The 23,129-nt window shown below is 60.0% G+C and carries 23 protein-coding genes and 1 rRNA gene; 10 read left to right on the top strand and 14 right to left on the bottom strand.

Annotated features, from left to right (window positions below):
- Window positions 1-151 (bottom strand): 16S ribosomal RNA (locus AU074_RS30840); the annotation flags it as partial.
- 552 nt (window positions 152-703) lie between these two features.
- On the bottom strand, window positions 704-1,903 hold the full coding sequence (tyrS, locus tag AU074_RS30830; RefSeq protein ID WP_076017920.1) for a tyrosine--tRNA ligase: 1,200 nt from the start codon (window positions 1,901-1,903) through the stop codon (window positions 704-706).
- A 211-nt stretch (window positions 1,904-2,114) separates the two neighbouring features.
- Between tyrS and AU074_RS30825 the strand changes: the two genes are divergently transcribed.
- Entirely contained in the window at window positions 2,115-3,527 is a 1,413-nt protein-coding gene (locus tag AU074_RS30825) for a peptidoglycan DD-metalloendopeptidase family protein (RefSeq protein ID WP_076017919.1), read from the top strand.
- A gap of 3 nt (window positions 3,528-3,530) precedes the next feature.
- Window positions 3,531-4,622, top strand: a complete 1,092-nt coding sequence (locus AU074_RS30820) for an anhydro-N-acetylmuramic acid kinase (RefSeq protein ID WP_076017918.1) — start codon at window positions 3,531-3,533, stop codon at window positions 4,620-4,622.
- A 66-nt stretch (window positions 4,623-4,688) separates the two neighbouring features.
- On the opposite strand, the gene erpA is transcribed toward AU074_RS30820, so the two are convergent.
- Window positions 4,689-5,039, bottom strand: coding sequence for an iron-sulfur cluster insertion protein ErpA (erpA, locus tag AU074_RS30815; RefSeq protein WP_003176443.1), 351 nt, complete (start codon window positions 5,037-5,039; stop codon window positions 4,689-4,691).
- A gap of 162 nt (window positions 5,040-5,201) precedes the next feature.
- A complete protein-coding gene (gene argC / locus AU074_RS30810; RefSeq protein WP_010206935.1) occupies window positions 5,202-6,236 on the bottom strand; it encodes an N-acetyl-gamma-glutamyl-phosphate reductase in 1,035 nt (344 codons plus the stop codon).
- Between the two features lie 136 nt (window positions 6,237-6,372).
- Here argC and hemJ point away from each other — a divergent pair, with 136 nt between their 5' ends.
- The 6 genes from hemJ (at window position 6,373) to coq7 (ending at window position 10,887) form a co-directional block, all read left to right on the top strand.
- Window positions 6,373-6,801, top strand: a complete 429-nt coding sequence (hemJ, locus tag AU074_RS30805) for a protoporphyrinogen oxidase HemJ (protein WP_017476328.1) — start codon at window positions 6,373-6,375, stop codon at window positions 6,799-6,801.
- Window positions 6,802-6,825: 24 nt separating this feature from the next.
- Window positions 6,826-7,794: a nitronate monooxygenase family protein gene (locus AU074_RS30800; protein ID WP_076017917.1), complete on the top strand. Its 969-nt coding sequence runs from the start codon at window positions 6,826-6,828 to the stop codon at window positions 7,792-7,794.
- A 63-nt stretch (window positions 7,795-7,857) separates the two neighbouring features.
- On the top strand, window positions 7,858-8,823 hold the full coding sequence (locus tag AU074_RS30795) for a DUF805 domain-containing protein (RefSeq protein ID WP_076017916.1): 966 nt from the start codon (window positions 7,858-7,860) through the stop codon (window positions 8,821-8,823).
- Between the two features lie 62 nt (window positions 8,824-8,885).
- Entirely contained in the window at window positions 8,886-9,674 is a 789-nt protein-coding gene (locus AU074_RS30790) for an SDR family oxidoreductase (RefSeq protein WP_010167219.1), read from the top strand.
- 46 nt (window positions 9,675-9,720) lie between these two features.
- Window positions 9,721-10,059: a histidine triad nucleotide-binding protein gene (locus tag AU074_RS30785; protein WP_003210943.1), complete on the top strand. Its 339-nt coding sequence runs from the start codon at window positions 9,721-9,723 to the stop codon at window positions 10,057-10,059.
- A gap of 180 nt (window positions 10,060-10,239) precedes the next feature.
- Window positions 10,240-10,887 carry a 2-polyprenyl-3-methyl-6-methoxy-1,4-benzoquinone monooxygenase gene (coq7, locus tag AU074_RS30780; RefSeq protein WP_076017915.1) on the top strand — a complete coding sequence of 216 codons (648 nt, stop codon included), beginning with the start codon at window positions 10,240-10,242 and terminating at the stop codon, window positions 10,885-10,887.
- A gap of 68 nt (window positions 10,888-10,955) precedes the next feature.
- Here the strand turns inward: coq7 and AU074_RS30775 are convergent, their stop codons facing one another.
- Window positions 10,956-11,378, bottom strand: coding sequence for an OsmC family protein (locus AU074_RS30775; protein ID WP_003194686.1), 423 nt, complete (start codon window positions 11,376-11,378; stop codon window positions 10,956-10,958).
- Between the two features lie 250 nt (window positions 11,379-11,628).
- Between AU074_RS30775 and crp the strand changes: the two genes are divergently transcribed.
- Entirely contained in the window at window positions 11,629-12,273 is a 645-nt protein-coding gene (gene crp, locus AU074_RS30770) for a cAMP-activated global transcriptional regulator CRP (RefSeq protein WP_017476332.1), read from the top strand.
- Here the strand turns inward: crp and AU074_RS30765 are convergent.
- Genes AU074_RS30765 through AU074_RS30750 form a run of 4 tightly spaced genes read right to left on the bottom strand, consistent with a single transcriptional unit; the run spans window position 12,270 to window position 15,453 of the window.
- Window positions 12,270-12,965, bottom strand: coding sequence for a lipoate--protein ligase family protein (locus AU074_RS30765; RefSeq protein WP_076017914.1), 696 nt, complete (start codon window positions 12,963-12,965; stop codon window positions 12,270-12,272). The two genes, crp and AU074_RS30765, sit on opposite strands and share 4 nt — an antisense overlap.
- Window positions 12,966-12,967: 2 nt before the next feature.
- Window positions 12,968-13,804 carry an indole-3-glycerol phosphate synthase TrpC gene (gene trpC, locus AU074_RS30760; protein WP_076017913.1) on the bottom strand — a complete coding sequence of 279 codons (837 nt, stop codon included), beginning with the start codon at window positions 13,802-13,804 and terminating at the stop codon, window positions 12,968-12,970.
- Entirely contained in the window at window positions 13,801-14,850 is a 1,050-nt protein-coding gene (trpD, locus tag AU074_RS30755; protein WP_076017912.1) for an anthranilate phosphoribosyltransferase, read from the bottom strand. The genes trpC and trpD overlap by 4 nt, the downstream gene beginning before the upstream one ends.
- A gap of 9 nt (window positions 14,851-14,859) precedes the next feature.
- Window positions 14,860-15,453 (bottom strand): aminodeoxychorismate/anthranilate synthase component II, encoded by a 594-nt coding sequence (locus tag AU074_RS30750; RefSeq protein WP_076017911.1) that lies wholly within the window; start codon window positions 15,451-15,453, stop codon window positions 14,860-14,862.
- A gap of 412 nt (window positions 15,454-15,865) precedes the next feature.
- Between AU074_RS30750 and estP the strand changes: the two genes are divergently transcribed.
- Window positions 15,866-17,788: an esterase EstP gene (estP, locus tag AU074_RS30745; protein WP_076017910.1), complete on the top strand. Its 1,923-nt coding sequence runs from the start codon at window positions 15,866-15,868 to the stop codon at window positions 17,786-17,788.
- A 129-nt stretch (window positions 17,789-17,917) separates the two neighbouring features.
- Here estP and trpE read toward each other — a convergent pair whose 3' ends face one another.
- The 5 genes from trpE to AU074_RS30720 all read right to left on the bottom strand — a co-directional run bounded on the left by trpE (window position 17,918) and on the right by AU074_RS30720 (window position 23,129).
- Entirely contained in the window at window positions 17,918-19,399 is a 1,482-nt protein-coding gene (trpE, locus tag AU074_RS30740; RefSeq protein ID WP_076017909.1) for an anthranilate synthase component I, read from the bottom strand.
- Window positions 19,400-19,467: 68 nt separating this feature from the next.
- On the bottom strand, window positions 19,468-20,286 hold the full coding sequence (locus AU074_RS30735) for a phosphoglycolate phosphatase (RefSeq protein WP_076017908.1): 819 nt from the start codon (window positions 20,284-20,286) through the stop codon (window positions 19,468-19,470).
- On the bottom strand, window positions 20,283-20,957 hold the full coding sequence (gene rpe, locus AU074_RS30730; protein WP_008434441.1) for a ribulose-phosphate 3-epimerase: 675 nt from the start codon (window positions 20,955-20,957) through the stop codon (window positions 20,283-20,285). Before rpe ends, AU074_RS30735 begins: the two co-directional genes overlap by 4 nt.
- Window positions 20,958-21,041: 84 nt before the next feature.
- Entirely contained in the window at window positions 21,042-22,190 is a 1,149-nt protein-coding gene (locus tag AU074_RS30725; RefSeq protein ID WP_076017907.1) for an iron-containing alcohol dehydrogenase, read from the bottom strand.
- A gap of 114 nt (window positions 22,191-22,304) precedes the next feature.
- Window positions 22,305-23,129 (bottom strand): ABC transporter permease, encoded by an 825-nt coding sequence (locus AU074_RS30720; RefSeq protein WP_076017906.1) that lies wholly within the window; start codon window positions 23,127-23,129, stop codon window positions 22,305-22,307.

The following is a 23,129-nucleotide window of genomic DNA, read 5'->3' as shown; positions in this document are numbered from 1 at the left end:
GAACGTTATCCCCCACTACCAGGCAGATTCCTAGGCATTACTCACCCGTCCGCCGCTCTCAAGAGAAGCAAGCTTCTCTCTACCGCTCGACTTGCATGTGTTAGGCCTGCCGCCAGCGTTCAATCTGAGCCATGATCAAACTCTTCAGTTCAAACATCTTTGGGTTTTTAAGAAACCCTAAACTTGGCTCAGCAATCGTTGGTTACATCTTTGATTTCTCGCGGAGTAACTTGTGATGCTGATAATCTTRTTGACTATCAGTCTGACTCCACAAGCACCCACACGAATTGCTTGATTCRGTTGTTAAAGAGCGGTTGGTTAAGATCTTTCGTCTCAACCGAGGCGCGCATTCTACAGCAGCCTCCGTTGCTGTCAAGCAGTTTTTTTAAGAAGTTTTCAAAGTTTCCTTTGTAACTTCAACCACTTGCGCTTCCGATCCCTCGTTAGCGGGAGGCGAATTCTACAGCGTTACACGCTGCTGTCAACACCTCTTTTTCTCCGCTTTCGACCGAGAAGATCGAACCGTTAATAGGGCCAAACAACACCGCCTTACTAACTCCTTCTGGGCTTCGATGATCTGAAGCAGCTCGCTGTCGAAACCTACATAACTCTTTGTTTACCAAGGAGTTTTCCGTTTCGACTGCGCCGGAAGTGGGGCGAATTATAGACAGATATAAATCGCCGTCAACAGTTAATTTCAGGTTTATTCGGATTTAAGCGTAATACGCGCAAATGCCTTCTTGCCGGCCTGGCATACGTGCGTCGCGCCCAGCTCGTATATAAAGGTGCGATCAACAACCTCACCATCTATACGTACACCGCCGGAACCCAGAAGGTCGCGCGCCACTGCCGCGTTCTTCACCAGGCCTGCCTTATTAAGGACAGCAGCAATCGGCATCGCCTCGGCAGCAGTCAATTCAACCTCAGGCAGATCATCCGGCAGCTCGCCATCCTTCATGCGGTTACCCGCGGCACGGTGAGCGCTGGCAGCAGCCTCTTCACCATGGAAGCGCGCAACAATCTCTTCCGCCAGCTTGATCTTCACGTCCCGCGGATTCGCGCCAGCTTCCACTTCGGCACGCAATGCATTGATCTCATCCATCGAGCGGAAGCTCAGCAGCTCGAAGTAACGCCACATCAGCGCATCCGGAATCGAAACCAGCTTGCCGTACATCACACCCGGCGCCTCCTGGATACCAACGTAGTTACCCAAGGACTTGGACATCTTCTTGACGCCATCCAACCCCTCCAGCAAAGGCATGGTCAGAATGCACTGAGCCTCTTGCCCATACGCACGCTGCAGCTCGCGCCCCATCAGCAGGTTGAACTTCTGATCGGTCCCGCCCAACTCGACATCGGCACGCAATGCCACCGAGTCATACCCTTGGACCAACGGGTACAGGAACTCGTGGATCGCGATCGGCTGATTGGTGGAGTAGCGCTTATCGAAGTCATCGCGCTCGAGCATGCGAGCAACGGTGTATTGGGACGTCAGACGAATGAAGTCCGCCGGCCCCATCTGATCCATCCAGGTGGAGTTGAACGCCACCTCGGTCTTGGCCGGATCGAGAATCTTGAAGACTTGGGTTTTGTAGGTCTCGGCATTATCGAGAACCTGCTCACGGGTCAGCGGCGGACGCGTAGCGCTCTTGCCGCTCGGATCGCCGATCATCCCGGTGAAGTCACCTATAAGGAAGATCACCTGATGCCCCAACTCCTGGAACTGGCGCAGCTTATTAATAAGCACCGTATGCCCAAGGTGCAGATCCGGCGCTGTCGGATCAAAGCCGGCCTTAATACGCAGGGGTTGGCCACGCTTGAGCTTTTCGATCAGCTCAGCTTCGACCAACAGTTCTTCCGCACCACGTTTGATCAGCGCTAGCTGCTCTTCAACCGACTTCATAACAGACCCGCAAGGCTCAGATTCAAAAGGGAACCAACCATACAAGATCAGGGACTAATTACAAGTTTTGCCCTGCGCACGGACACCGTTCAGCAAGCCCAGCGTTCGCAAGCTTGCGCCACAGATGATTTGGTTATATTTTATACAGTTATTTCATCTTCATCATGTCATTCATCTTTTCCAATTCATCTTTTCAAAGTCAAAATTACTTATGACCACAGAACCGTCTAAGGCGCCGCCGCTTTACCCGAAGACCCACCTGCTCGCCGCAAGTGGGATCGCCGCCCTTCTGAGCCTGGCACTCCTGGTATTTCCTTCCAGCGATGTAGAAGCCAAACGAACGACACTGAGCCTTGACCTGGAAAGTCCGGTTGAGCAACTGACACAAGATCAAGACGCTTCCGACGCACTGCAAGCCACAAATGGCGCAGCAGAATCGCCGTTTGCCCAGATCGAAGACAGCGCTGAAGACACTAAAGAGACCGCACAGGCTAAGCCTGCGGTAGAAGCCCCCAAGAATCCGCTACACCGGGAAGTCATTGTTGCCAAGGGCGACACCCTTTCGACCCTGTTCGAAAAGGTCGGCCTCCCAGCCGCGACGGTCAACGATGTGCTGGCAAGCGACAAGCAGGCCAAGCAGTTCACCCAGCTCAAGCATGGCCAGAAGCTCGAATTTGAACTGGCGCCCGATGGCCAGCTGAACAACCTGCACAGCAATGTCAGCGACCTGGAAAGCATCACGCTGACCAAGGGCGCCAAGGGCTTTGCGTTCAATCGCATCACCACCAAGCCAGTGATGCGCTCCGCCTATGTACACGGCGTGATCAATAGCTCGTTGTCGCAATCCGCCGCCCGCGCCGGCTTGTCCCACAGCATGACCATGGACATGGCCAGCGTGTTTGGCTACGACATCGACTTCGCCCAGGACATTCGCCAGGGCGACGAATTCGACGTGATCTACGAGCAAAAGGTCGCCAACGGCAAGGTCGTCGGCACCGGCAATATCCTTTCTGCGCGGTTCACCAACCGTGGCAAGACCTACACCGCCGTGCGCTACACCAACAAACAAGGCAACAGCAGCTACTACACCGCCGACGGCAACAGCATGCGCAAGGCTTTCATCCGTACTCCGGTTGACTTCGCCCGTATTAGCTCGCGTTTCTCGATGGGTCGCAAGCATCCAATTCTGAACAAAATTCGCGCTCACAAAGGCGTCGACTACGCAGCTCCACGCGGCACGCCGATCAAGGCTGCTGGTGACGGCAAGGTATTGCTGGCAGGTCGCCGTGGCGGCTACGGCAACACCGTGATCATCCAGCACGGCAACACCTACCGAACGCTGTATGGCCACATGCAAGGTTTTGCCAAAGGCATCCAGACTGGCGGCAACGTCAAGCAAGGCCAGGTGATTGGCTATATCGGCACCACCGGCCTGTCCACCGGCCCGCACCTGCACTACGAGTTCCAGGTCAACGGTGTGCACGTCGACCCACTGGGTCAAAAGCTGCCGATGGCTGATCCAATCGCCAAGGCCGAGCGCGCCCGCTTCCTGCAGCAGAGCCAGCCACTCATGGCCCGCATGGACCAGGAGCGCTCTACCCTCCTGGCCTCGGCGAAACGCTAAGCCATGTCGCTCTATATAGGCGTGATGTCCGGGACCAGCCTTGACGGCCTGGACATCGCGCTGATCGAGTTGAAGCCGGCGATCAAGCTGATCGCCACTCACTACATCCCCATGCCTGAGTCCCTGCGTTCCGAGCTGCTCGGCCTTTGCGCCAGCGGCCCGGACGAGATTGCCCGCTCGGCGATCGCCCAGCACAACTGGGTGACACTTGCCGCCCAAGGCATTCACGCCCTGCTGGATCAGCAGAAACTCAAAGCCCAAGACATTCGAGCGATTGGCAGCCACGGCCAAACCATTCGCCACGAACCGGCCCGTGGCTTTACCGTGCAGATCGGCAACCCGGCGCTGCTCACCGAGTTGACCGGAATCACCGTCGTCAGTGATTTCCGCAGCCGTGATGTCGCCGCAGGTGGCCAAGGCGCGCCGCTGGTCCCCGCCTTTCATGAGGCATTGTTTGGTGAGCGGGCGGGCAACCGCGCCGTGCTGAATGTCGGCGGTTTCAGCAATCTCAGCTTGATCGAGGCTGGCAAGCCGGTCTCTGGCTTTGACTGCGGCCCGGGCAACGTCCTGCTTGATGCCTGGATTCACCAGCAGCGCGGCGAGAACTTTGACCGCGATGGCCAGTGGGCTGCCAGCGGGAAAGTTGAACCCCAACTCCTCAAGGCGTTACTCAGCGATCCGTTCTTCGTGACCAAAGGGCCAAAAAGCACTGGCCGCGAGGTCTTCAACCTGGGATGGCTCGAGCATCACCTGGGACGGTTACCGCCATTCGCTGCCCAAGACGTGCAAGCCACGCTGCTTGAACTGACCGCCCTGACCATCGTCGAATCCCTGCAAACCGCACAACCACAGACCGAAACCCTGCTGGTCTGCGGCGGCGGCGCCCACAACGCAACCTTGATGAGCCGCCTCAGCGCACTTCTCCCGGCCACCCAAGTCAGCAGCACCGCCACTTACGGCGTGGACCCCGACTGGGTCGAGGCCATGGCCTTCGCTTGGCTGGCCCATTGCTGCCTCGAAGGCATCGCCGCCAATCGCCCCAGCGTGACCGGCGCCCGCGGCCTTCGCGTACTCGGCGCGATCTACCCGGCCTGAATCCCACACAGCAAAACGCCGCTTGACCCTATCAAGGCCAAGCGGCGTTTTTACATCCGCTTTCGATCAGATCGAGAACGAAGACCCGCAACCACAGGTAGTAGTGGCATTCGGGTTTTTGATCACGAAGCGCGAACCTTCCAGACCTTCCTGATAGTCCACCTCGGCTCCTGCCAGGTACTGGAAGCTCATCGGATCGACGACCAGGCTTACGCCCTCGCGCTCAACGATGGTGTCGTCATCGGCCACGTCTTCATCGAAGGTGAAACCGTACTGAAACCCTGAACAACCGCCGCCCGTAACAAATACGCGCAGCTTCAAGCGATCATTACCCTCTTCATCGACCAGGCTCTTCACCTTGTGCGCAGCACCGTGGGTGAATTGCAAAGCCGTGGGGGTGAAGGATTCAACGCTCATGCTGATAATCTCCCGGCGTAGCGCCGCCATATGCGTGATGGCGGGCATTATCCGCTTCTCCTAGAAAAGCGGTCAACTATTGTTACGGTATATCAATCTGCGCAGCGGCCATTAAAAACACGAAAGGCCCGATCAACGGGCCTTTGCGCGACAGCAGAAAACTTACGGCAGCATGCCCGCGTGGGACAGGCCCAGCTTCTCATCCAGGCCAAACAGGATGTTCATGTTCTGCACAGCCTGGCCCGAAGCCCCCTTGACCAGGTTATCGATCACCGACAACACCACCACCAGATCGCCATCCTGTGGACGGTGCACCGCGATACGGCACACGTTGGCGCCACGTACGCTGCGGGTTTCCGGGTGGCTGCCCGCCGGCATCACATCGACGAACGGCTCATTGGCATAACGCTTTTCAAACAGCGCCTGCAGGTCCACCGAACGATCGACGACTGTCGCATACAACGTGGAGTGGATCCCGCGGATCATCGGCGTCAGGTGTGGCACAAACGTCAGGCCGACATCTTTACCTGCAGCGCGACGCAGCCCTTGGCGAATTTCCGGCAAGTGACGATGACCTTTTACCGCATAGGCTTTCATGCTTTCCGACGTCTCGGAGTAAAGCGAGCCTACAGCAGCCCCACGGCCAGCACCGCTGACGCCCGACTTGCAGTCAGCAATCAGCCGCGACGCGTCCGCCAACCCGGCTTCCAGCAATGGCAGGAAACCCAACTGCGTAGCGGTTGGATAGCAACCCGGTACCGCGATCAGGCGCGCTTGCTTGATCTGCTCGCGATTGACTTCCGGCAAGCCATACACCGCTTCTTCCAGCAACTCCGGCGCACCGTGAGGCTGGCCGTACCACTTGGCCCACTCATCGGCGTCCTGCAGGCGGAAGTCGGCCGACAAGTCGATCACCTTAGTGCCCGCCGCCAGCAACTCGCCCGCCAGGGCATGGGCAACACCGTGGGGCGTGGCGAAGAACACCACATCACAGGCACCCAGGGTCTTGATGTCCGGCACGCTGAACGCCAGGCCGTCGTAGTGGCCTCGCAGGTTCGGATACATGTCGGCCACAGCAAGGCCGGCCTCGGATCGGGAGGTGATCACCACCACCTCAGCTTGCGGATGCTGAGCCAACAGACGCAGCAATTCGACACCGGTGTAACCCGTGCCGCCGACGATACCGACCTTGACCATAAACCTGCCCTCAACGAACCCACTGGAAAGCCGTCGATAATAGGGTCCGTATCGTCCTGCGACAACCGTCAACGTGACGTGTATACGCTTGAGCCACTACTATCTTCAGCTACCGTGAACCTGGGAATAACTAAAAATGCTTTATCTATGGGTAAAAGCCTTCCATATCGTCAGCATCGTTTGCTGGTTTGCCGCGCTGTTCTACCTTCCGCGCCTGTTCGTCTACCACGCCCAAAGCGAGGACACCGTCAGCAAGGAACGCTTCAGCGTAATGGAGCGCAAGCTCTACCGCGGCATCATGGGGCCGGCGATGATTGCCAGCCTGGTGTTCGGCGGCTGGCTGATCTACCTCAATCCCGCCATCTTTCAATCCGGTGCGTGGATTCACGCCAAGTTGACTCTGGTAGTACTGCTGATTGGCTACCACCACATGTGCGGCGCGCAGGTAAAACGTTTTGCCCGTGGCGAAAACACCCGCAGCCATGTCTTTTATCGCTGGTTCAATGAAGTGCCAGTTCTGATATTGCTGGCTATCGTAATTTTGGTCGTGGTTAAACCGTTCTAGTCTCTATTACTCGGGGTACTTCCAATGTCGCTGCCCGCTTCGCTCGAACACAGTCTGCGCCTGCCTGTAGTGGCTGCGCCGATGTTTCTGATTTCCAACCCGCAACTGGTTCTGGCCTGCTGCCGTAACGGAATCGTCGGCAGCTTCCCTGCCCTCAACCAACGGGAAAGCAGCGGTTTCAAGGCATGGCTGGAAGAGATCGAAGCGGGCCTGGCGCTGCTGGACAACCCGGCGCCCTATGCGGTCAACCTGATCGTGCACAACAGCAATCCGCGCGTGGAAGCTGACCTGGCGATCTGCGTCGAGCACAAAGTGCCGATCGTCATCACCAGCCTGGGCGCGGTAAAAGAATTGGTGGACGCCGTACACAGCTACGGCGGCCTGGTATTCCACGATGTCACCACCCGGCGCCATGCAGAGAAAGCCGCTGAGGCTGGCGTCGACGGTTTGATCGCCGTTGCAGCCGGCGCCGGTGGTCACGCCGGCACTTGGAGCCCGTTCTCGCTGATTGCAGAAATCCGTCAGTTCTTCGACAAGACCCTGCTACTCGCTGGTTGCCTCAACCACGGCCACGAGATCCTCGCGGCGCAGTTGCTCGGTGCCGACTTGGCCTATTTCGGCACCCGCTTTATCGGCACCACCGAAAGCCACGCCCCGGATGCTTATAAAGAGATGCTGCTCACATCGCGCGCCGCCGACATCGTGCACACTCCAGCCGTCTCCGGTGTACCCGCAAGCTTCATGCGCCAAAGCCTGGAAAACGCCGGTTTCGACCTTGCCGCGCTGCAAGGCAAGGGCGAAGTCAATTTCGGCTCCAAGCTCAAGCCACTCAACGACGAAGCCAAAGCCTGGAAGACCGTGTGGTCCGCCGGCCAGGGTGTCGGTGAGATTGATGATTTGCCCAGCGTCGATGAACTCGTGGCCCGCCTGGATGCCGAATACCGCAAGGCGCTCGAGCACGCGGCACAACTGCCGGCACGCTGGCCACGCTGACCCGCGATGTAACGCCTGCTGATCAAAGCAGGCTTCCCCCATTCAAGTGACAAGGATGCCCGCATGAGCGACAACCGTTTCAAGATTGTGTTTGATGGCGCATTGCTCCCGGGTGTCGAGAGCACCACCGCCAAGCTGAATCTCGCCGAACTGTTCAAAAGCGACGTTGAAGCGATCGAAAAACTCTTTACCGGCCGCCCGGTCGCCCTGAAGCGTGACCTTTCTCGCGCCGATGCAGAGACCTATCTGCAAGCGCTGAAAAACGCCGGGGTCGATGCGCGCATAGAAGAAGAGCAGCCCGTCGCCTTCAGCCTTGCCGAAACACACGAAACGGACTCCGGCAGCTCCATTGATTACACCCGCCCCGCCGCTTCGCCTTACGCCCCGCCCCGGGCAGCCGTCGGCGAGAACCTGCCGGAGTTTTCCACCCTTAAAGTGTTCACCGTCAACGGGCGTATCGGACGCCTGCGCTTCCTGGCGTGGACGCTGGTGTTGAGCGTGGTGATGCTCCTTATCTCAGGCGCGTTCTTCACTGTCGGGCTGGGCATCGCCGCGGTGTCTCCGACGATTGCCATGGTCATTGGCTTCCTGGTGGGGATTGCGCTGCTCGTGGCCGCTGTGTGGGTCAGCGTGCAGATCACCGTGCAGCGCCTGCATGACCTGGGCTGGTCCGGCTGGCTGTGGTTCCTGCACTTGGTGCCCTTCGTAGGCAGCATCTTCCCGATTCTGCTGATGGTTCTCCCAGGCAACACCGGCGCCAACCAGTACGGCGCGCCACCACCGCGCAACTCTACCGCGGTAAAAATCCTGTCCGCCCTGTGGCTGGCATTCATTCCTTTGGTCTTTGCCGGCGCAGTGCTAGTGGGCATGAGCGGCTACCTGGACCAACTGGAAAGCGACGTAGGCGGCAGCTACGAAAGCAGCTCCATCAACTCCGATGACGACAGCGACCAGGCCACCACCGTCGATGAAGTCGACGTGCAAAGTGCTGACGACACAGCCGAACCTGTAGACTCTACGCAACAGTGAAAAACGCCCGACGCCTGTGACGCCTCTGTCACAGGCCCGGTAGCGTTGCGATGGAGAAACGCATGACCCGTTACGCTCTGATCACCGGTGCCTCCAGCGGCATCGGCCTGGCCTTGGCCGAAGCACTGGCCCGTCGCGGCCGCAGCTTGATTCTGGTGGCCCGCCAGCGTGATCAGTTGGAAAGCATTGCAATCGAATTGACTCAACGCTTCGGCGTCGAAGTGCTGTTCCGTGCCTGCGACCTCGGTGAACCCTTGCGGCTGTCGGGGTTCCTGCTGGAGCTTGAGGAAGGCGAGCGGCAGATCGACCTGCTGGTCAATTGCGCCGGCATCGGCACCAGCGGCCCGTTCCTGGCACAGGACTGGATGACCGAACAGGACCTGATGGAAGTCAACATCCTGGCCCTGACCCGCATGTGCCATGCACTCGGCAATGCCATGGCCCTGCACGGCGGCGGGCAGATTCTCAACGTCGCGTCGGTGGCGGCCTTCCAGCCAGGGCCGTGGATGAGCACGTACTACGCCAGCAAGGCCTACGTGCTGCACTTCTCCGAAGGCTTGCGCGAGGAACTGAAGACCTGCGGCATCAAGGTTTCCGTGCTCTGCCCGGGCCCGACCCGCACCGCATTCTTCGGCACCGCGCAAATGGACACCGCCAAGCTGGACCGCAGCCAACAGCTGATGAGCCCGGAAGAAGTCGCGCTTTACACCGTGCGCGCCCTGGCCAAGAACAAAGCCATCATCATTCCGGGCCGGCGTAATCGCTGGCTGGCGTTCAGCCCGCGCCTGAGCCCGCGCTGGCTGACCCGCAAAATCGCCGGTGCGATCAACAAGGCCTATTGCCCGCGCTGATCGCCTGAGTACACTCACCCTGCACTTTCACAATGGAGAAACAGCTGTGGATACTCTGTTCACCAAGATCATCAACAGAGAAATACCCGCGAAGATCATCTACGAGGATGACCAGGTCCTGGCGTTCCACGACATCGCGCCAATGGCTCCGGTGCATTTCCTGGTGATCCCGAAAAAGCCGATCCGCACCCTTAACGACCTCACCGAGGAAGACAAGGCACTGGCCGGGCATATCCTGTTCACCGCCCAACGCCTGGCGGTTGAGCAAGGCTGCGAAAAGGGCTTCCGTGTGGTGATGAACTGCAATGAAGACGGCGGGCAAACCGTTTATCACATCCATATGCACGTGCTGGGTCAGCGCCAGATGAACTGGCCGCCGGGCTGAGCACTACCTGTGGCGAGGGAGCTTGCTCCCGCTCGGTCGCGTAGCGGCCGCACAAAACCGGGAGCGCTGCGTGCTCCAGCGGGAGCAAGCTCCCTCGCCACACAAGCAATTTGACCCAGCGCAAACGCTTCCCCCTCTCTTGCGGTAAACTGGCCGCCGAGATTCTTCCCGGAGGTCAGCATGACTACCCAACGTCACTACTCGCCGATTGATCGCCTGTTGCTGCAAGCCGACACGGCCATGCGCACGCTGTTGCCATTCAGTGGTCAACCGCACCGTCCGTCGCCCGCCATCGTGCAGCCCGAAGCGCAGATGAGCGAGACCGACACCCGCCACGTCGCTGGCCTGATGCGCATCAACCATACCGGTGAAGTCTGTGCCCAGGCGCTGTACCAAGGCCAGGCCCTGACCGCCAAGCTGCCGCAAGTGCGCGCCGCGATGGAACACGCCGCCGAAGAAGAAATCGACCACCTGGCCTGGTGCGAGCAACGCATCCGCCAGTTGAACAGCCACCCAAGCGTGCTGAATCCGCTGTTCTACGGCTTATCGTTTGGTATCGGCGCGGTAGCCGGGCTGATCAGCGACAAAGTCAGCCTGGGTTTTGTGGCTGCCACCGAGCATCAGGTGTGCAAGCACCTCAATGAACACCTTGAGCAACTGCCGGCTGAAGACGAAAAGTCCCGGGCGATTCTTGAGCAGATGCGCATTGATGAAGAACATCACGCCGAAAGCGCGCTGGACGCGGGCGGCTTCCGCTTCCCGGCTCCGGTGAAGTTTGGCATGAGCCTGTTGGCCAAGGTCATGACCAAGAGCACTTACCGCATCTGACAGTCCCGCATGGCGCAAAAAAAAGGGCGCTTTTAAAGCGCCCTTTCTTTTTGCCTGCCAATCAACGATCAGCCCAACTCAATGATCTCGTAGTCATGAGTGATGACAACACCCGCAGCGCCCAGCATGATCGAGGCCGAGCAATACTTCTCAGCCGACAGCTCGATGGCACGCTTGACCTGGGCTTCTTTCAGCGCCCGGCCCTTGACGACAAAGTGCATGTGGATCTTGGTAAACACCTTCGGGTCTTCGGTCGCACGCTCAGCTTCCAGGAACGCTTCGCAGCTTTCCACCGCCTGGCGGGATTTCTTCAGGATGCTGACCACGTCGAAATTGCTGCAACCGCCTACACCGAGCAGGAGCATTTCCATCGGGCGTACGCCCAGGTTGCGGCCACCGGCCTCCGGCGGGCCGTCCATGACCACAACATGGCCACTGCCCGACTCACCGAGGAACATGGCTTCGCCCGCCCATTGGATGCGTGCCTTCATCGCCCAGACTCCACTGCTAAAAAAGGGTCGCCAGCTTAGCACAGGGCCTTGGGACCTCAGCGTTTCCCATGAAAGCGATCATCAGCAGCGATTACGGGGTAAATTCCCTAATGGAGTCAGAATGTGTCTGTTAAGCTGGCGCCAAATCAATGGCGCATTGCCATCCATTGGGTGACATAACTCAACCGTTGATCGCGCTGACCAAAAAAACAAGCTCAACAACACCGTGCAGTCTTTTCGGGATACAACCATGGTTGCTATTACTCCCACACCCAAAATCAAGAACCTCGACAAACTGTTGATGCATTGTCAGCGCCGGCGTCATCCGGCCAAGCACAACATCATCTGCGCGGGCGAGCGTTCGGAAACCCTGTTCTTCATTATCAAAGGCTCAGTCACCATCCTGATCGAGGATGACGATGGCCGCGAAATGATCATCGCCTACCTCAATACCGGAGATTTCTTCGGCGAGCTCGGACTTTTCGAGCAAGCGGGCAAGGAACAGGAGCGCAGCGCCTGGGTGCGGGCCAAGGTCGAGTGCGAAGTTGCCGAGATCAGCTATGCGAAGTTTCGCGAACTGGCCCAGCAGGATCCCGACATCCTGTACGCCTTGAGCGGCCAGATCGCCCAGCGCCTGAGAGACACCACGCGCAAAGTCGGCGACCTGGCTTTTTTCGACGTCACCGGCCGGGTTGCCCGCTGCCTGCTGGAACTGTGCAAGCAGCCGGATGCCATGACCCATCCCGACGGGATGCAGATCAAGATCACCCGTCAGGAGATCGGGCGTATCGTCGGTTGCTCGAGGGAAATGGTTGGCCGGGTGCTGAAGGACCTGGAAGAACGCAACCTGGTGCATGTCAAAGGCAAGACCATGGTGGTCTTCGGTACCCGTTAAACCGGGAGGAAGCTCGCGAGCATCTGGCGGTATAACGTATCGAGCCGGGCAATCGCGTCTGGCGCAGCAAAGGCTTCATGCAGGGCGATGTGGCTTTCGGCGCGCACCCGTTGTTCCAGACCACACGCTTCATTGAAGCGATTGACCGCGGCGATCAACTCGACGCGATCATCATCCAGCAACAACGCACCATGCACCAACCCCACCGGGCGCCCGCCACTCTGGCGCCAGCGCTGGGCAGTGCCGACCATTTTGCGGCCATCCAGGTTGACGTTGTAGCGACCGTCGCAAAAGGCTCCGTCAATCTCGCCCACCGATGCATTGCCACCCAGTTCGATAAGCAGGTCGCAAATCGGCTGGCACAAACGCTGGTAGCCGGTTTCGATGCGGCCCTGGTCACCTTCACTGCGCGGTGGCGCGTAGACCAGCGCGATATTGACCGTAGCTGCCGATTGCGGAACCGGCTCACCGCCGGTTTCCCGCAGCAGCACCGGCCAACCGGCATCTGCCGACACCTGACTGGCGGTCTCGAATGCCGGAAGGCGGCTCAAACGACGGGGCATCACCAACGCTTGATCGCTGGGCTGCCAGAACAGCAGACCGAACGACTGCTCACCCGCGCAGACAGCGGCGAGCAAATCCTGCTCGGCCTTAAGGCCTGCCTCGACCGTCATCGCCACCGGCTGGGTCATCATCAATCCAGGGTCGAACCGCTGACGGCGACGCCACGCTCCGGGAAGAACAGGCGCTGCAATTCAGCCCCCGGGTTCTCGGCACGCATGAAGGTTTCGCCGACGAGGAACGAGTACACGCCGCTGATTTCCATCAGTTCAACATCGGCACGATTGACGATGCCACTTTCGGTAATCACCAACCGGTCACGCGGGATACGCGGCAACAGGTCGAGGGTGTTTTCCAGGCTGACTTCAAAAGTGTGCAGGTTGCGGTTGTTGACGCCCACCAACGGTGTGTCGAGGGTTTTCAACGCACGTTCCAGTTCATCACCGTCGTGCACTTCCACCAGCACGTCGAGGCCAACACTTTTGGCCACGGCCGCCAGCTCGGCCATCTTCACGTCATCCAGCGCGGAGACGATCAACAGCACGCAATCGGCGCCCAACGCACGGGCTTCGACGATCTGGTAGGGGTCGACCATGAAGTCCTTGCGGATCACCGGCAGCGAGCACGCGGCACGCGCTTGCTGCAGGTACAGGTCGGAGCCCTGGAAGAAGTCGATATCGGTCAACACCGAGAGGCACGTCGCGCCGCCCTTCTCGTAGCTTTTGGCAATGTCTTCAGGGATGAAGATCTCGCGAATCACGCCCTTGCTCGGCGAAGCCTTTTTGATTTCAGCAATAACGGCCGGCTGCTTTTCCTTGGCCTGCTTGATCAGCGCATTGGCAAACCCGCGCGGTGCATCAGCGGTTTTCGCCAGGCCTTCCAGCTCAGCCAGGCTGATCCGGGCGCGGCGCTCAGCGACTTCTTGCGCCTTGCGGGCCAGGATTTTCTCCAGAACGGTCGGAACACTCATCCTTCATTCTCCACTTTGAACACCGCAGTAAACGCACCCAGTTCTTCGAGCTTTTCGCGCGCCAGCCCGGTATGCAATGCATCATGAGCGAGGGCAACACCCTCTTTAAGACTGTAGGCGTGATCCGCGGCATACAGCGCCGCACCGGCATTGAGCACAATCATTTCTGCGGCTTTCTGGCCGTTTTCGGTCTTGCGACGCCCCAGGGCATCGCGAATCAATTCAAGGGAGGCCGCCGGGCTTTCCACCGCCAGGCCGTGCAGGCTCTGGCTTTTCATGCCGAGGTCTTCAGGCTCGACCCAATATTCGGTGACCTGGTCGTCCTTCAGCTCCGCCACGAAGGTCGGTGCGGCCAGGCTGAACTCGTCCAGGCCATCCTTGGAGTGCACCACCAGCACGTGCTTGCTGCCCAGGCGCTGCAAGACTTCGGCCAATGGCCGGCACAGCGCCTGGCTGAACACGCCCACCACCTGGTGCTTCACACCGGCCGGATTCGTAAGCGGGCCGAGCATGTTGAACAGGGTACGCAGGCCCAAGTCCTTGCGCGGGCCGGCGGCGTGCTTCATTGCGCCGTGATGGGACTGGGCGAACATGAAGCCGATGCCGACGTTATCGATGCAACGCGCCACTTGTACCGGGGTCAGGTTGAGGTAGATACCTGCGGCCTCCAGCAAATCGGCACTGCCGCTTTTACCCGACACCGCGCGGTTACCGTGTTTGGCCACCGTGCAGCCAGCAGCTGCCACTACAAAGGATGCCGCCGTCGACACGTTGAAAATGTTCGCACCATCGCCGCCGGTGCCGACCACGTCGACCACACCATCGAGGGTCTTGAGTTCGACCTTGTCGGCCAGCTCACGCATCACCGACACGGCGCCGACGATTTCGTCGATGCTCTCGCTCTTCATGCGCATTGCCATCATGAACGCGCCAATCTGTGCGTCGGTGCATTGACCGGTCATGATCTCGCGCATCACATCGCTCATTTCAGCGGTGCTCAGGTCCAGATGGCCGACGATACGGCTCAGGGCAGTCTTGATATCCATGAAAAGTCCTTAGCGCGTGCCGCCGCTCTGCTTGAGAAAGTTAGCGAACAGCTCGTAGCCCTGCTCGGTCAAAATCGATTCCGGGTGAAATTGCACCCCTTCGACGTTCAGTGTTTTGTGACGCAGGCCCATGATCTCGTCGACGGAGCCGTCTTCCAGTTGGGTCCAGGCCGTCAGCTCAAGGCATTCGGGCAGGGTTTCACGCTTGACCACCAGCGAGTGGTAGCGGGTTACCGTCACCGGCAGGTTCAAACCGTGGAATACGCCCTGGTCCTTGTGGAACACCGGGCTGGTCTTGCCGTGCATCACCTGGCGGGCGCGAACTACGTCGCCGCCGAAGGCCTGGCCGATGGACTGATGGCCCAGGCAAACGCCCAGGATCGGTAGCTTGCCGGCGAAATATTTGATGGCTTCGAGGGAGATGCCGGCTTCGGTCGGCGTGCACGGGCCTGGGGAAACGACGATGCGTTCAGGGTTCAACGCGGCTATTTGCGCCACGCTCAATTCGTCGTTGCGCACTACCTTGACCTCGGCGCCGAGCTCGCCCAGGTACTGCACAACGTTGTAGGTAAAGGAGTCGTAGTTATCAATCATCAGCAACATGTGGGTTAAAACCTCTTGAATTCACTGACTTCTAATGACGGCCTTCCAAGGGAGTGACCCGCTGCCAGACGCACTTTCCGGTTGCCGGGGTTGGCCGGCAAGGGGCGTCGAACAAAGGGTGAAGAAGGCAAATCGGTACAGGTCCGGCGTGGCCGGTAGAGAAAAGTTAGGCGCGCCAACGCCAACGGGCGTGTGCCTTGACTACTCGCATCAAGAGTTTGCTGATGATCAACACGGGGAGGGTCTCATTCATACGTCCAAGCACAGTAACGTAGCCTCGCCAGCGGTGCAATATGGCGCCGCAAATACGGGCGTAAGTGCCCGACCGATAATTGGCGTCAATTTTTTCAGAACCCTTGGAAGGTCGCTACAGTCACAGTGCTGATAAAAAAACAAAAGCATGGACGGACTCATGACCAAGACCCCTTGTTTCGCTCCACTCGTCGGCTGCCTGCTAACCCTGGCTTGCTCCCAAGCGTTCGCCGCGCCGTCGCCCTACTCGACCATGATCGTATTCGGCGACAGCCTGGCCGATGCCGGGACATTCGCCGACCCTGGGGCACCGGGCTCAACCTATCGCTTCACCAACCGCACCGGCCCGCAGTACTTCGACGGCAGCGGCGAAAGCACTTCGCTGATTTCCTCGACATTATTGGGCGGCAAGCTGGGAGTGGCGGCAGCCGACCTGAACGCATCCACCTCGCCGGAGCGCGCCGCGCAAGGCCAGGCAGACGGCAACAACTGGGCCGTCGGCGGCTACACCACCCAGCAGATCTCCGATGCCATCACCGGCAACTCCACCGTCACCGATAGCGACACCGGGCAGGTGTTGCGTACGCGCCCCGGATACCTGGCATCCACGGGCGGCCGAGCCGACCCCAACGCGTTGTACTTTCTCTCCGGCGGCGGGAATGACTTCCTCGACGGCCTGGTCCTCAGCCCCGGTCAAGCCTCGGCCGCAGCCGGTCGCCTGGCCAACAGCGCCGAGGCTCTGCAACAGGCTGGCGCCCGATATGTAATGGTGTGGATGCTGCCGGACCTGGGCCTGACACCTGCCGTCAATGGCACGCCGCTCCAAGGGACGGTCAGCGCGTTGGCCGGCGTGTTCAACCAGACTCTGGTGCAGCGTCTGTCGCAAATCGATGCGCAAATCATCCCGCTGAACATTCCGTTGCTGCTCAAGGAAACCTTCGCCGACCCCGGGCGCTTTGGCTTTGCCACCAACCAGAACCTCAACCAGACCTGCTTCAGCGGCACCACCTGCCGGAACCCCGTGTATGGCGTCGGCGGTACCAACCCAGACCCTACCAAGCTGATTTACAACGACACCGTCCACCCGACCGAGGCCGGCCAGCAACTGATCGCCGACTACGCCTACTCGCTGCTCGCCGCCCCTTGGGAAATAACCCTGCTCCCGGAAATGGCCCAGGGCACCTTGCGCGCCCATCAGGATGAATTGCGTAACCAATGGCAAGCCGACTCGGGTAACTGGCAGGCCGTGGGCCAATGGCGAGCGATCGTCGCCGCCGGCGGCCAGCACCTGGACTTCGATGATCAAAGCAGTTCAGCCAGCGGTGACGGCAGCGGCTACAACCTGAACATAGGCGGCAGCTACCGACTCAACGAGGCCTGGCGCGTGGGTGTGGCAGCAGGCTTCTATCGCCAGAGCCTTGAGGCCGGCGCCAGCGATTCGGACTACAAGCTCAACAGCTACCTGGGCACCGTGTTCGCCCAGTATCAGGAAGATCACTGGTGGGCCGACGCCGCGTTGACCGGCGGCAAACTGGACTTCGACAACCTCAAGCGCAAGTTCGCCCTGGGAATCAGCGAAGGCACCGAGAAAGGCGACACTGACGGCTGGCTATGGGCCTTGAGCGCGCGCGTGGGGTATGACATCGCCGAGCCGAATAGCGAATGGCACTTCTCGCCCTTCATCAGCGCCGATTACTCTCGGGTCGAGGTGAATGGTTATTCGGAGAAAGATGCCCGTTCCACCGCGCTGACCTTTGATGACCAACAGCGCGACTCCAAGCGCCTGGGAATCGGATTACAAGCCAACTACCGCTTCACTCCGCAAACCCTGGTGTTTGGCGAAGTGGCCCATGAGCACGAGTTTGAAAACGATACGCAGCGGGTGGGCATGTCACTCAACAGCGTGCCGGGGATCGATTTCAAACTGGACGGCTACACGCCACGCAGTAATTCGGATCGCTTGAACCTGGGGATTAGCCACAAGGTGACCAAGGACCTGGCGCTGAATGCGGCCTATAACGTGAGGAAGGATGACAACTTTACCCAGCAGGGGGTGAGTGTCGGGGTGAGCGTGGATTTCTGATTACGCAAAAAATAACTGTAGGAGCGAGCTTGCTCGCGAAGGTCGTTAACGATGACGCGCCCATCCTGAATGCGCGCGGCGCCTATGAGTCCTTCGCGAGCAAGCTCGCTCCTACAAGGTTCGCGGTATTTAGCCCTGCGGGGTCTGCTCAGCCAACGCCACCGCACGGAACATCGCGCGGCGCTTGTTCAGCGTCTCTTCCCACTCCAGCGCCGGCACCGAGTCGGCCACGATCCCGCCGCCTGCCTGCACATGCAGTTCGCCGTCCTTGATCACCGCCGTACGGATCGCGATCGCGGTGTCCATATTGCCGTTCCAGGCGAAATACCCCACCGCACCGCCATACACACCCCGCTTGACCGGCTCCAGCTCGTCGATGATTTCCATCGCACGAATCTTCGGCGCACCCGACAAGGTGCCCGCCGGCAGGATCGCCCGCAGTGCATCCATCGCGGTCAATCCGGCCTTCAGCTCGCCGGTGACGTTGGACACGATGTGCATCACGTTGGAATAACGCTCGATCACCATCTTCTCGGTGAGCTTCACCGAACCGATTTCCGACACACGCCCGGTGTCGTTGCGGCCCAGGTCGATCAGCATCAAGTGCTCGGCGATTTCCTTGTCGTCGCTCAGCAGGTCCAGCTCAAGAGCCAGGTCCGCTTCTTCGGTGGCACCACGCGGGCGCGTGCCGGCAATCGGGCGCACGGTGATCAGGTTGTCTTCGACCCGCACCAGCACTTCCGGCGAACTGCCCACCACGTGGAAGTCGCCAAAGTTGAAGAAGTACATGTACGGCGTCGGGTTGAAACAGCGCAGCGCCCGGTACAGATCGATGGGTGCGGCCTTGAAGTCGATGGACATGCGTTGCGACGGCACCACCTGCATGCAGTCACCGGCAAGGATGTATTCCTTGATGGTATCGACGGCACGCTCGTAGTCATCCTGGGTAAAGCTGGAACGGAATACCGGGTCAGCCGCCGGTGGACGGCTAAGGTCCAGGCCACGGCGCGGGGTGATCGGCTGGCGCAGTTTTTCCAGCAGCGCTTCGAGGCTGGCCTGGCCTTGCTCGAACGCGTCGGCCTGGGAAGGGTCGGCCAACACAATCGCGTGCATCTTGCCCGCGAGGTTATCGAACACCACCACCGCGTCGGAAACCATCAGCAGAATGTCCGGCACGCCCAATGGATCAGGGTTCGGGGATTTGCCCAGGCGTTTTTCCACGTAGCGCACGCAGTCGTAGCCGAAGTAACCCACCAGGCCGCCGTTGAAACGCGGCAGCCCCGCGATGGTTGGCACGTTGTAGCGCGCCTTGAATGCTTCGACGAAGGCCAGCGGGTCTTCAACGTCGTGGCTTTCGATCTCGACGCTGTCCAGGGTGATGCTCACATGGTGGTCATGTACACGCAGCACCGTACGGCACGGCAGGCCAATGATCGAATAACGGCCCCATTTCTCGCCGCCCTGCACCGACTCCAGCAGATAGGAGTTGGGCTCGTCGGCCAGCTTCAGGTAGATCGACAGCGGGGTGTCGAAGTCGGCCAGGGTTTCGCAGGCCATGGGAATACGGTTGTAGCCGGCAGCGGCCAAACGCAGGAATTCTTCGCGGATCATGAGGTGCCTCGTGGCTTGAGGGTCTAACGGTCAGGTGTGCAAACGTGCCGCAGCGCGGCGAGGATCAGTCAGGCGCGCCAACGCCAGCGGGCCAGGGCCTTGATGACTTTCATCCAGAGTTTGCGAGTGACCACCACGATGGGATTTCCAGAAGGGGATGGAACAGCGTCGGGCAACGTTATCTCAGCGCCCGCTCCCAAGCAACCGGGGATTAACAGGCGCAGGTCATCAATCACCAGCGCCGGGGATTCTTCGGCAATCGGCCGGCCATGGTTATAGCCGTAACTCAAGGCCACGCACTTGACTCCCGCCGCTTTCGCCGCCAGCACATCACTGCGCGAATCGCCGACGAACAGCGATTGAGAGGCCGGGATATTGGCCATTTTCATCACGAAAAACAGCGCCGCCGGGTCGGGTTTCTTCTGCGGCAAGGTATCGCCGCCGATGATCCAGCGGAAATACCGGCCGATCTTCATCTGGTCCAACAGCGGCGCGACGAAGCGCTCCGGCTTGTTGGTGATCAGGGCCATTTCCACGCCCTGCTTGTGCAGCCATTTCAGGGTGTCGCGCACACCGGGATAAACCACGGTCAGCTCGTGGCCGTTTTCATAGGCCACGTTGAACAACTCAAGCGCATGCTCGGCTTCCACATCGTCGACACCCTCGGCCTCGATGTTGTTGGCCAAGGCCCGGCGCACCAGCATCTGCGCGCCGTTGCCAACCCACTCGCGCACCGACTCGATGCCCGCCGGCTTGCGACCGAGCTTGAGCAGCATGTCGTCCACGGCGGCCGCCAGGTCCGGCACCGAATCGATCAACGTACCGTCCAGATCGAACATCACCAGCCGTGGCAGTTTGCCGGGGAACAGCTGCTCAAAGCCGCTCATGGGCGCGCCAGCGCCAGTTCTGCACGCATCTTGGCGATCACTTCCTGATAGTCCGGGGCATTGAAGATCGCCGAGCCGGCCACAAAGGTGTCGGCACCGGCCGCAGCGATTTCGCGGATGTTGTTGACGTTGACGCCACCGTCGATCTCCAGGCGGATATCACGGCCCGAGGCGTCGATCAGCGCCCGCGCTTCGCGCAGCTTGTTGAGGGTACCGGGGATGAACTTCTGCCCGCCGAAGCCCGGGTTGACGCTCATCAACAGGACCATGTCGACCTTGTCCATCACGTACTCAAGCACGCTTAGCGGAGTGGCCGGGTTGAACACCAGGCCTGCCTTGCAACCGCCCTCGCGGATCAGTTGCAGGGTGCGGTCAACGTGCAGCGTGGCTTCCGGGTGGAAGGTGATGTAGGTCGCACCGGCTTCGATGAAGTCACCGACAATGCGGTCCACCGGGCTGACCATCAAGTGCGCGTCGATGGGTGCGGTCACGCCGTATTTACGCAGGGCGGCGCAGACCATCGGACCAATGGTCAGGTTCGGCACATAGTGGTTGTCCATGACATCGAAGTGAACGAAGTCGGCACCGGCGGCCAACACGTTGTCCACTTCCTCGCCCAGGCGGGCGAAGTCGGCGGAGAGAATCGATGGAGCAATGACGAAGGGCTGCATGACGCACCTTTTTTGAGCTAAATCACGATGGCGCGCATTGTATACCTCATGCTTTGCCGCGCGCACCGTGACCTCGCTCAATGGTTAGTAAGCGGCCCGGTAGATTTTCTCGATATCCGCGGCACTGAGCTTGCGCGGATTGTTGCGCATCAGGCGCTCGATCCCCGCGGCTTCTACCGCCATGGCCGGAATCGCGTCTTCAGGCACACCGAAGCTGCGCAGGCCGGACGGGATCTCCACTGCGGCACACAGTCGCGTCATCGCCTCGACGGCCTGGTCCGCCGCATCCACGGCGCTCAGCCCCGTGACATTCACGCCCATGGCCTCGGCAATCTCCTGCATGCGTTCCACACACGCCAGCTTGTTCCAGTGCATCACGTAGGGCAGCAGCAAGGCATTGCTCACGCCGTGGGCGATGTTGAAGCGCCCGCCCAGTGGATAGGCCAACGCATGCACCGCGCCCACGCCGGCATTCCCGAACGCCATCCCGGCCATCAGGCTGGCGGTGGCCATTTCGTCACGGGCTTGCAGGTTGAGCGGATTGGCGTAGGCCTTGGGCAACGCCTTGGCGATCAGCTTGATCGCACCGATGGCCAGCGCATCGGTGATCGGCGAGGCATTCAGCGATAAGTAGGACTCGATGGCGTGCACCAGCGCGTCCACACCACTGGCGGCAGTGACGCTGCGGGGGCAGGTCAGGGTCATTTGCGGGCTGATCAGGGCTACGTCCGGCAGCAAGTAATCGCTGACGATGCCTTTTTTCAGTTGCGCGACCTTGTCCGACAGAATCGCCACATTGGTCACCTCCGAACCGGTGCCGGCGGTGGTGGGAATCGCGATCAGCGGCGGGCCTTTGCGGGGCACCTGGTCCACGCCGAACAGGTCGGCCAGGGCGCCGTGGTAACCGGCGTAGGCCGCTACGCTCTTGGCGATGTCGATGGCACTGCCGCCGCCGACGCCGATCAGGCCGTCATGCCCGCCTTCGCGGTAAACGCGCATGCAGTCTTCGACGATGGCGATTTCCGGGTCGGGCAGCACGCGGTCGAAAATTTCATAGGCCCGATCGCCCAGGTGCGCCAGTGCCAGGGCTACGGTGCCGGATTTGACCAGCGCCGCATCGGTGACAATCAGCGGGTTGTCGACATCCAGCCGCGTCAGCTCGGCGGCCAGTTGCTCGATGGCGCCTGGGCCGGTGAGCAGTTTGTGGGCGATCTTGAATGAGGAAGTACTCATGTGCGCGGCCTCTTATCAGTTATGGGCTGGCACAAGAGTAGCTGACTTAGGCTGGTTGTCTTGCATTCAGCAACTGAATAGGCACAGCTCCCACATTTTGATCTCTATCTGGCTTTAGACTTGGGCGGTGCGCAGTTTTTCACTGCGCCCGCGCAGCCATTCCAGGGTCAGCAACAGCACCACCGAGAAGGCGATCAACAAGGTCGCCGCTGCGGCAATGGTAGGGCTGAGGTTTTCGCGGATGCCGCTGAACATCTGGCGGGGCAAGGTCGCCTGCTCGGGCCCGGCGAGGAACAGCGTCACCACCACTTCATCAAACGAGGTGGCAAAGGCAAACAGCGCCCCGGAAATCACCCCCGGCGCAATCAGCGGCAAGGTCACCCGGCGAAACGCCGTCAGCGGCGACGCCCCCAGACTGGCCGCCGCCCGCACCAGGTTATGGTTGAACCCTTGCAAGGTCGCCGACACCGTGATGATCACAAACGGCACGCCCAGCACCGCGTGCACCACGATCAGCGAAAAGAAGCTGTTGCCCAGGCCCAGCGGCGCGAAGAACAGGTAACTCGCCACGCCGATAATCACCACCGGCACCACCATCGGCGAAATCACCAGGGCCATTACCAGCGCCTTGCCCGGGAAATTCCCGCGCGTCAGGCCAATCGCCGCCAGCGTGCCGAATACCATCGCCAGCACCGTGGCCGCCGGGGCGACGATGATGCTGTTCTTCAAGGCGCGCATCCATTCCGCCGAGCCGAAGAAGTCCTGGTACCAGTGCAGCGAGAAACCTTGCAGCGGGTAAACCAGGAAGCTTCCGCTGTTGAAGGACAGCGGGATGATCACCAGCACCGGCAAGATCAGGAACAACAGGATCATGCCGCAGAGAATCCGCAAACTGTAGAACCAGACCCGTTCCACGGGTGACATATAAGGGCTCAGCAT

The sequence above is a fragment of the Pseudomonas sp. ATCC PTA-122608 genome (assembly GCF_001952855.1).
Classification (GTDB): Bacteria; Pseudomonadota; Gammaproteobacteria; order Pseudomonadales; family Pseudomonadaceae; genus Aquipseudomonas.
This window is presented reverse-complemented; position numbering and strand designations above follow the sequence as displayed.

Excerpts from the sequence above, each read along its gene's own strand:
- trpC (WP_076017913.1), bottom strand. The coding sequence starts at position 13,804 with ATGAGTGTTCCGACCGTTCTGGAGAAAATCCTGGCCCGCAAGGCGCAA.
- AU074_RS30750 (WP_076017911.1), bottom strand. The coding sequence starts at position 15,453 with ATGTTGCTGATGATTGATAACTACGACTCCTTTACCTACAACGTTGTG.
- crp (WP_017476332.1), top strand. The coding sequence starts at position 11,629 with ATGGTTGCTATTACTCCCACACCCAAAATCAAGAACCTCGACAAACTG.
- erpA (WP_003176443.1), bottom strand. The coding sequence starts at position 5,039 with ATGAGCGTTGAATCCTTCACCCCCACGGCTTTGCAATTCACCCACGGT.
- AU074_RS30820 (WP_076017918.1), top strand. The coding sequence starts at position 3,531 with ATGTCGCTCTATATAGGCGTGATGTCCGGGACCAGCCTTGACGGCCTG.
- AU074_RS30795 (WP_076017916.1), top strand. The coding sequence starts at position 7,858 with ATGAGCGACAACCGTTTCAAGATTGTGTTTGATGGCGCATTGCTCCCG.
- hemJ (WP_017476328.1), top strand. The coding sequence starts at position 6,373 with ATGCTTTATCTATGGGTAAAAGCCTTCCATATCGTCAGCATCGTTTGC.
- estP (WP_076017910.1), top strand. The coding sequence starts at position 15,866 with ATGACCAAGACCCCTTGTTTCGCTCCACTCGTCGGCTGCCTGCTAACC.
- trpD (WP_076017912.1), bottom strand. The coding sequence starts at position 14,850 with ATGGATATCAAGACTGCCCTGAGCCGTATCGTCGGCCATCTGGACCTG.
- AU074_RS30775 (WP_003194686.1), bottom strand. The coding sequence starts at position 11,378 with ATGAAGGCACGCATCCAATGGGCGGGCGAAGCCATGTTCCTCGGTGAG.
- AU074_RS30720 (WP_076017906.1), bottom strand. The coding sequence starts at position 23,129 with ATGCTGAGCCCTTATATGTCACCCGTGGAACGGGTCTGGTTCTACAGT.
- tyrS (WP_076017920.1), bottom strand. The coding sequence starts at position 1,903 with ATGAAGTCGGTTGAAGAGCAGCTAGCGCTGATCAAACGTGGTGCGGAA.
- AU074_RS30735 (WP_076017908.1), bottom strand. The coding sequence starts at position 20,286 with ATGAGCGGCTTTGAGCAGCTGTTCCCCGGCAAACTGCCACGGCTGGTG.
- AU074_RS30765 (WP_076017914.1), bottom strand. The coding sequence starts at position 12,965 with ATGACCCAGCCGGTGGCGATGACGGTCGAGGCAGGCCTTAAGGCCGAG.
- argC (WP_010206935.1), bottom strand. The coding sequence starts at position 6,236 with ATGGTCAAGGTCGGTATCGTCGGCGGCACGGGTTACACCGGTGTCGAA.
- coq7 (WP_076017915.1), top strand. The coding sequence starts at position 10,240 with ATGACTACCCAACGTCACTACTCGCCGATTGATCGCCTGTTGCTGCAA.
- AU074_RS30790 (WP_010167219.1), top strand. The coding sequence starts at position 8,886 with ATGACCCGTTACGCTCTGATCACCGGTGCCTCCAGCGGCATCGGCCTG.
- AU074_RS30725 (WP_076017907.1), bottom strand. The coding sequence starts at position 22,190 with ATGAGTACTTCCTCATTCAAGATCGCCCACAAACTGCTCACCGGCCCA.
- rpe (WP_008434441.1), bottom strand. The coding sequence starts at position 20,957 with ATGCAGCCCTTCGTCATTGCTCCATCGATTCTCTCCGCCGACTTCGCC.
- AU074_RS30800 (WP_076017917.1), top strand. The coding sequence starts at position 6,826 with ATGTCGCTGCCCGCTTCGCTCGAACACAGTCTGCGCCTGCCTGTAGTG.
- AU074_RS30825 (WP_076017919.1), top strand. The coding sequence starts at position 2,115 with ATGACCACAGAACCGTCTAAGGCGCCGCCGCTTTACCCGAAGACCCAC.
- trpE (WP_076017909.1), bottom strand. The coding sequence starts at position 19,399 with ATGATCCGCGAAGAATTCCTGCGTTTGGCCGCTGCCGGCTACAACCGT.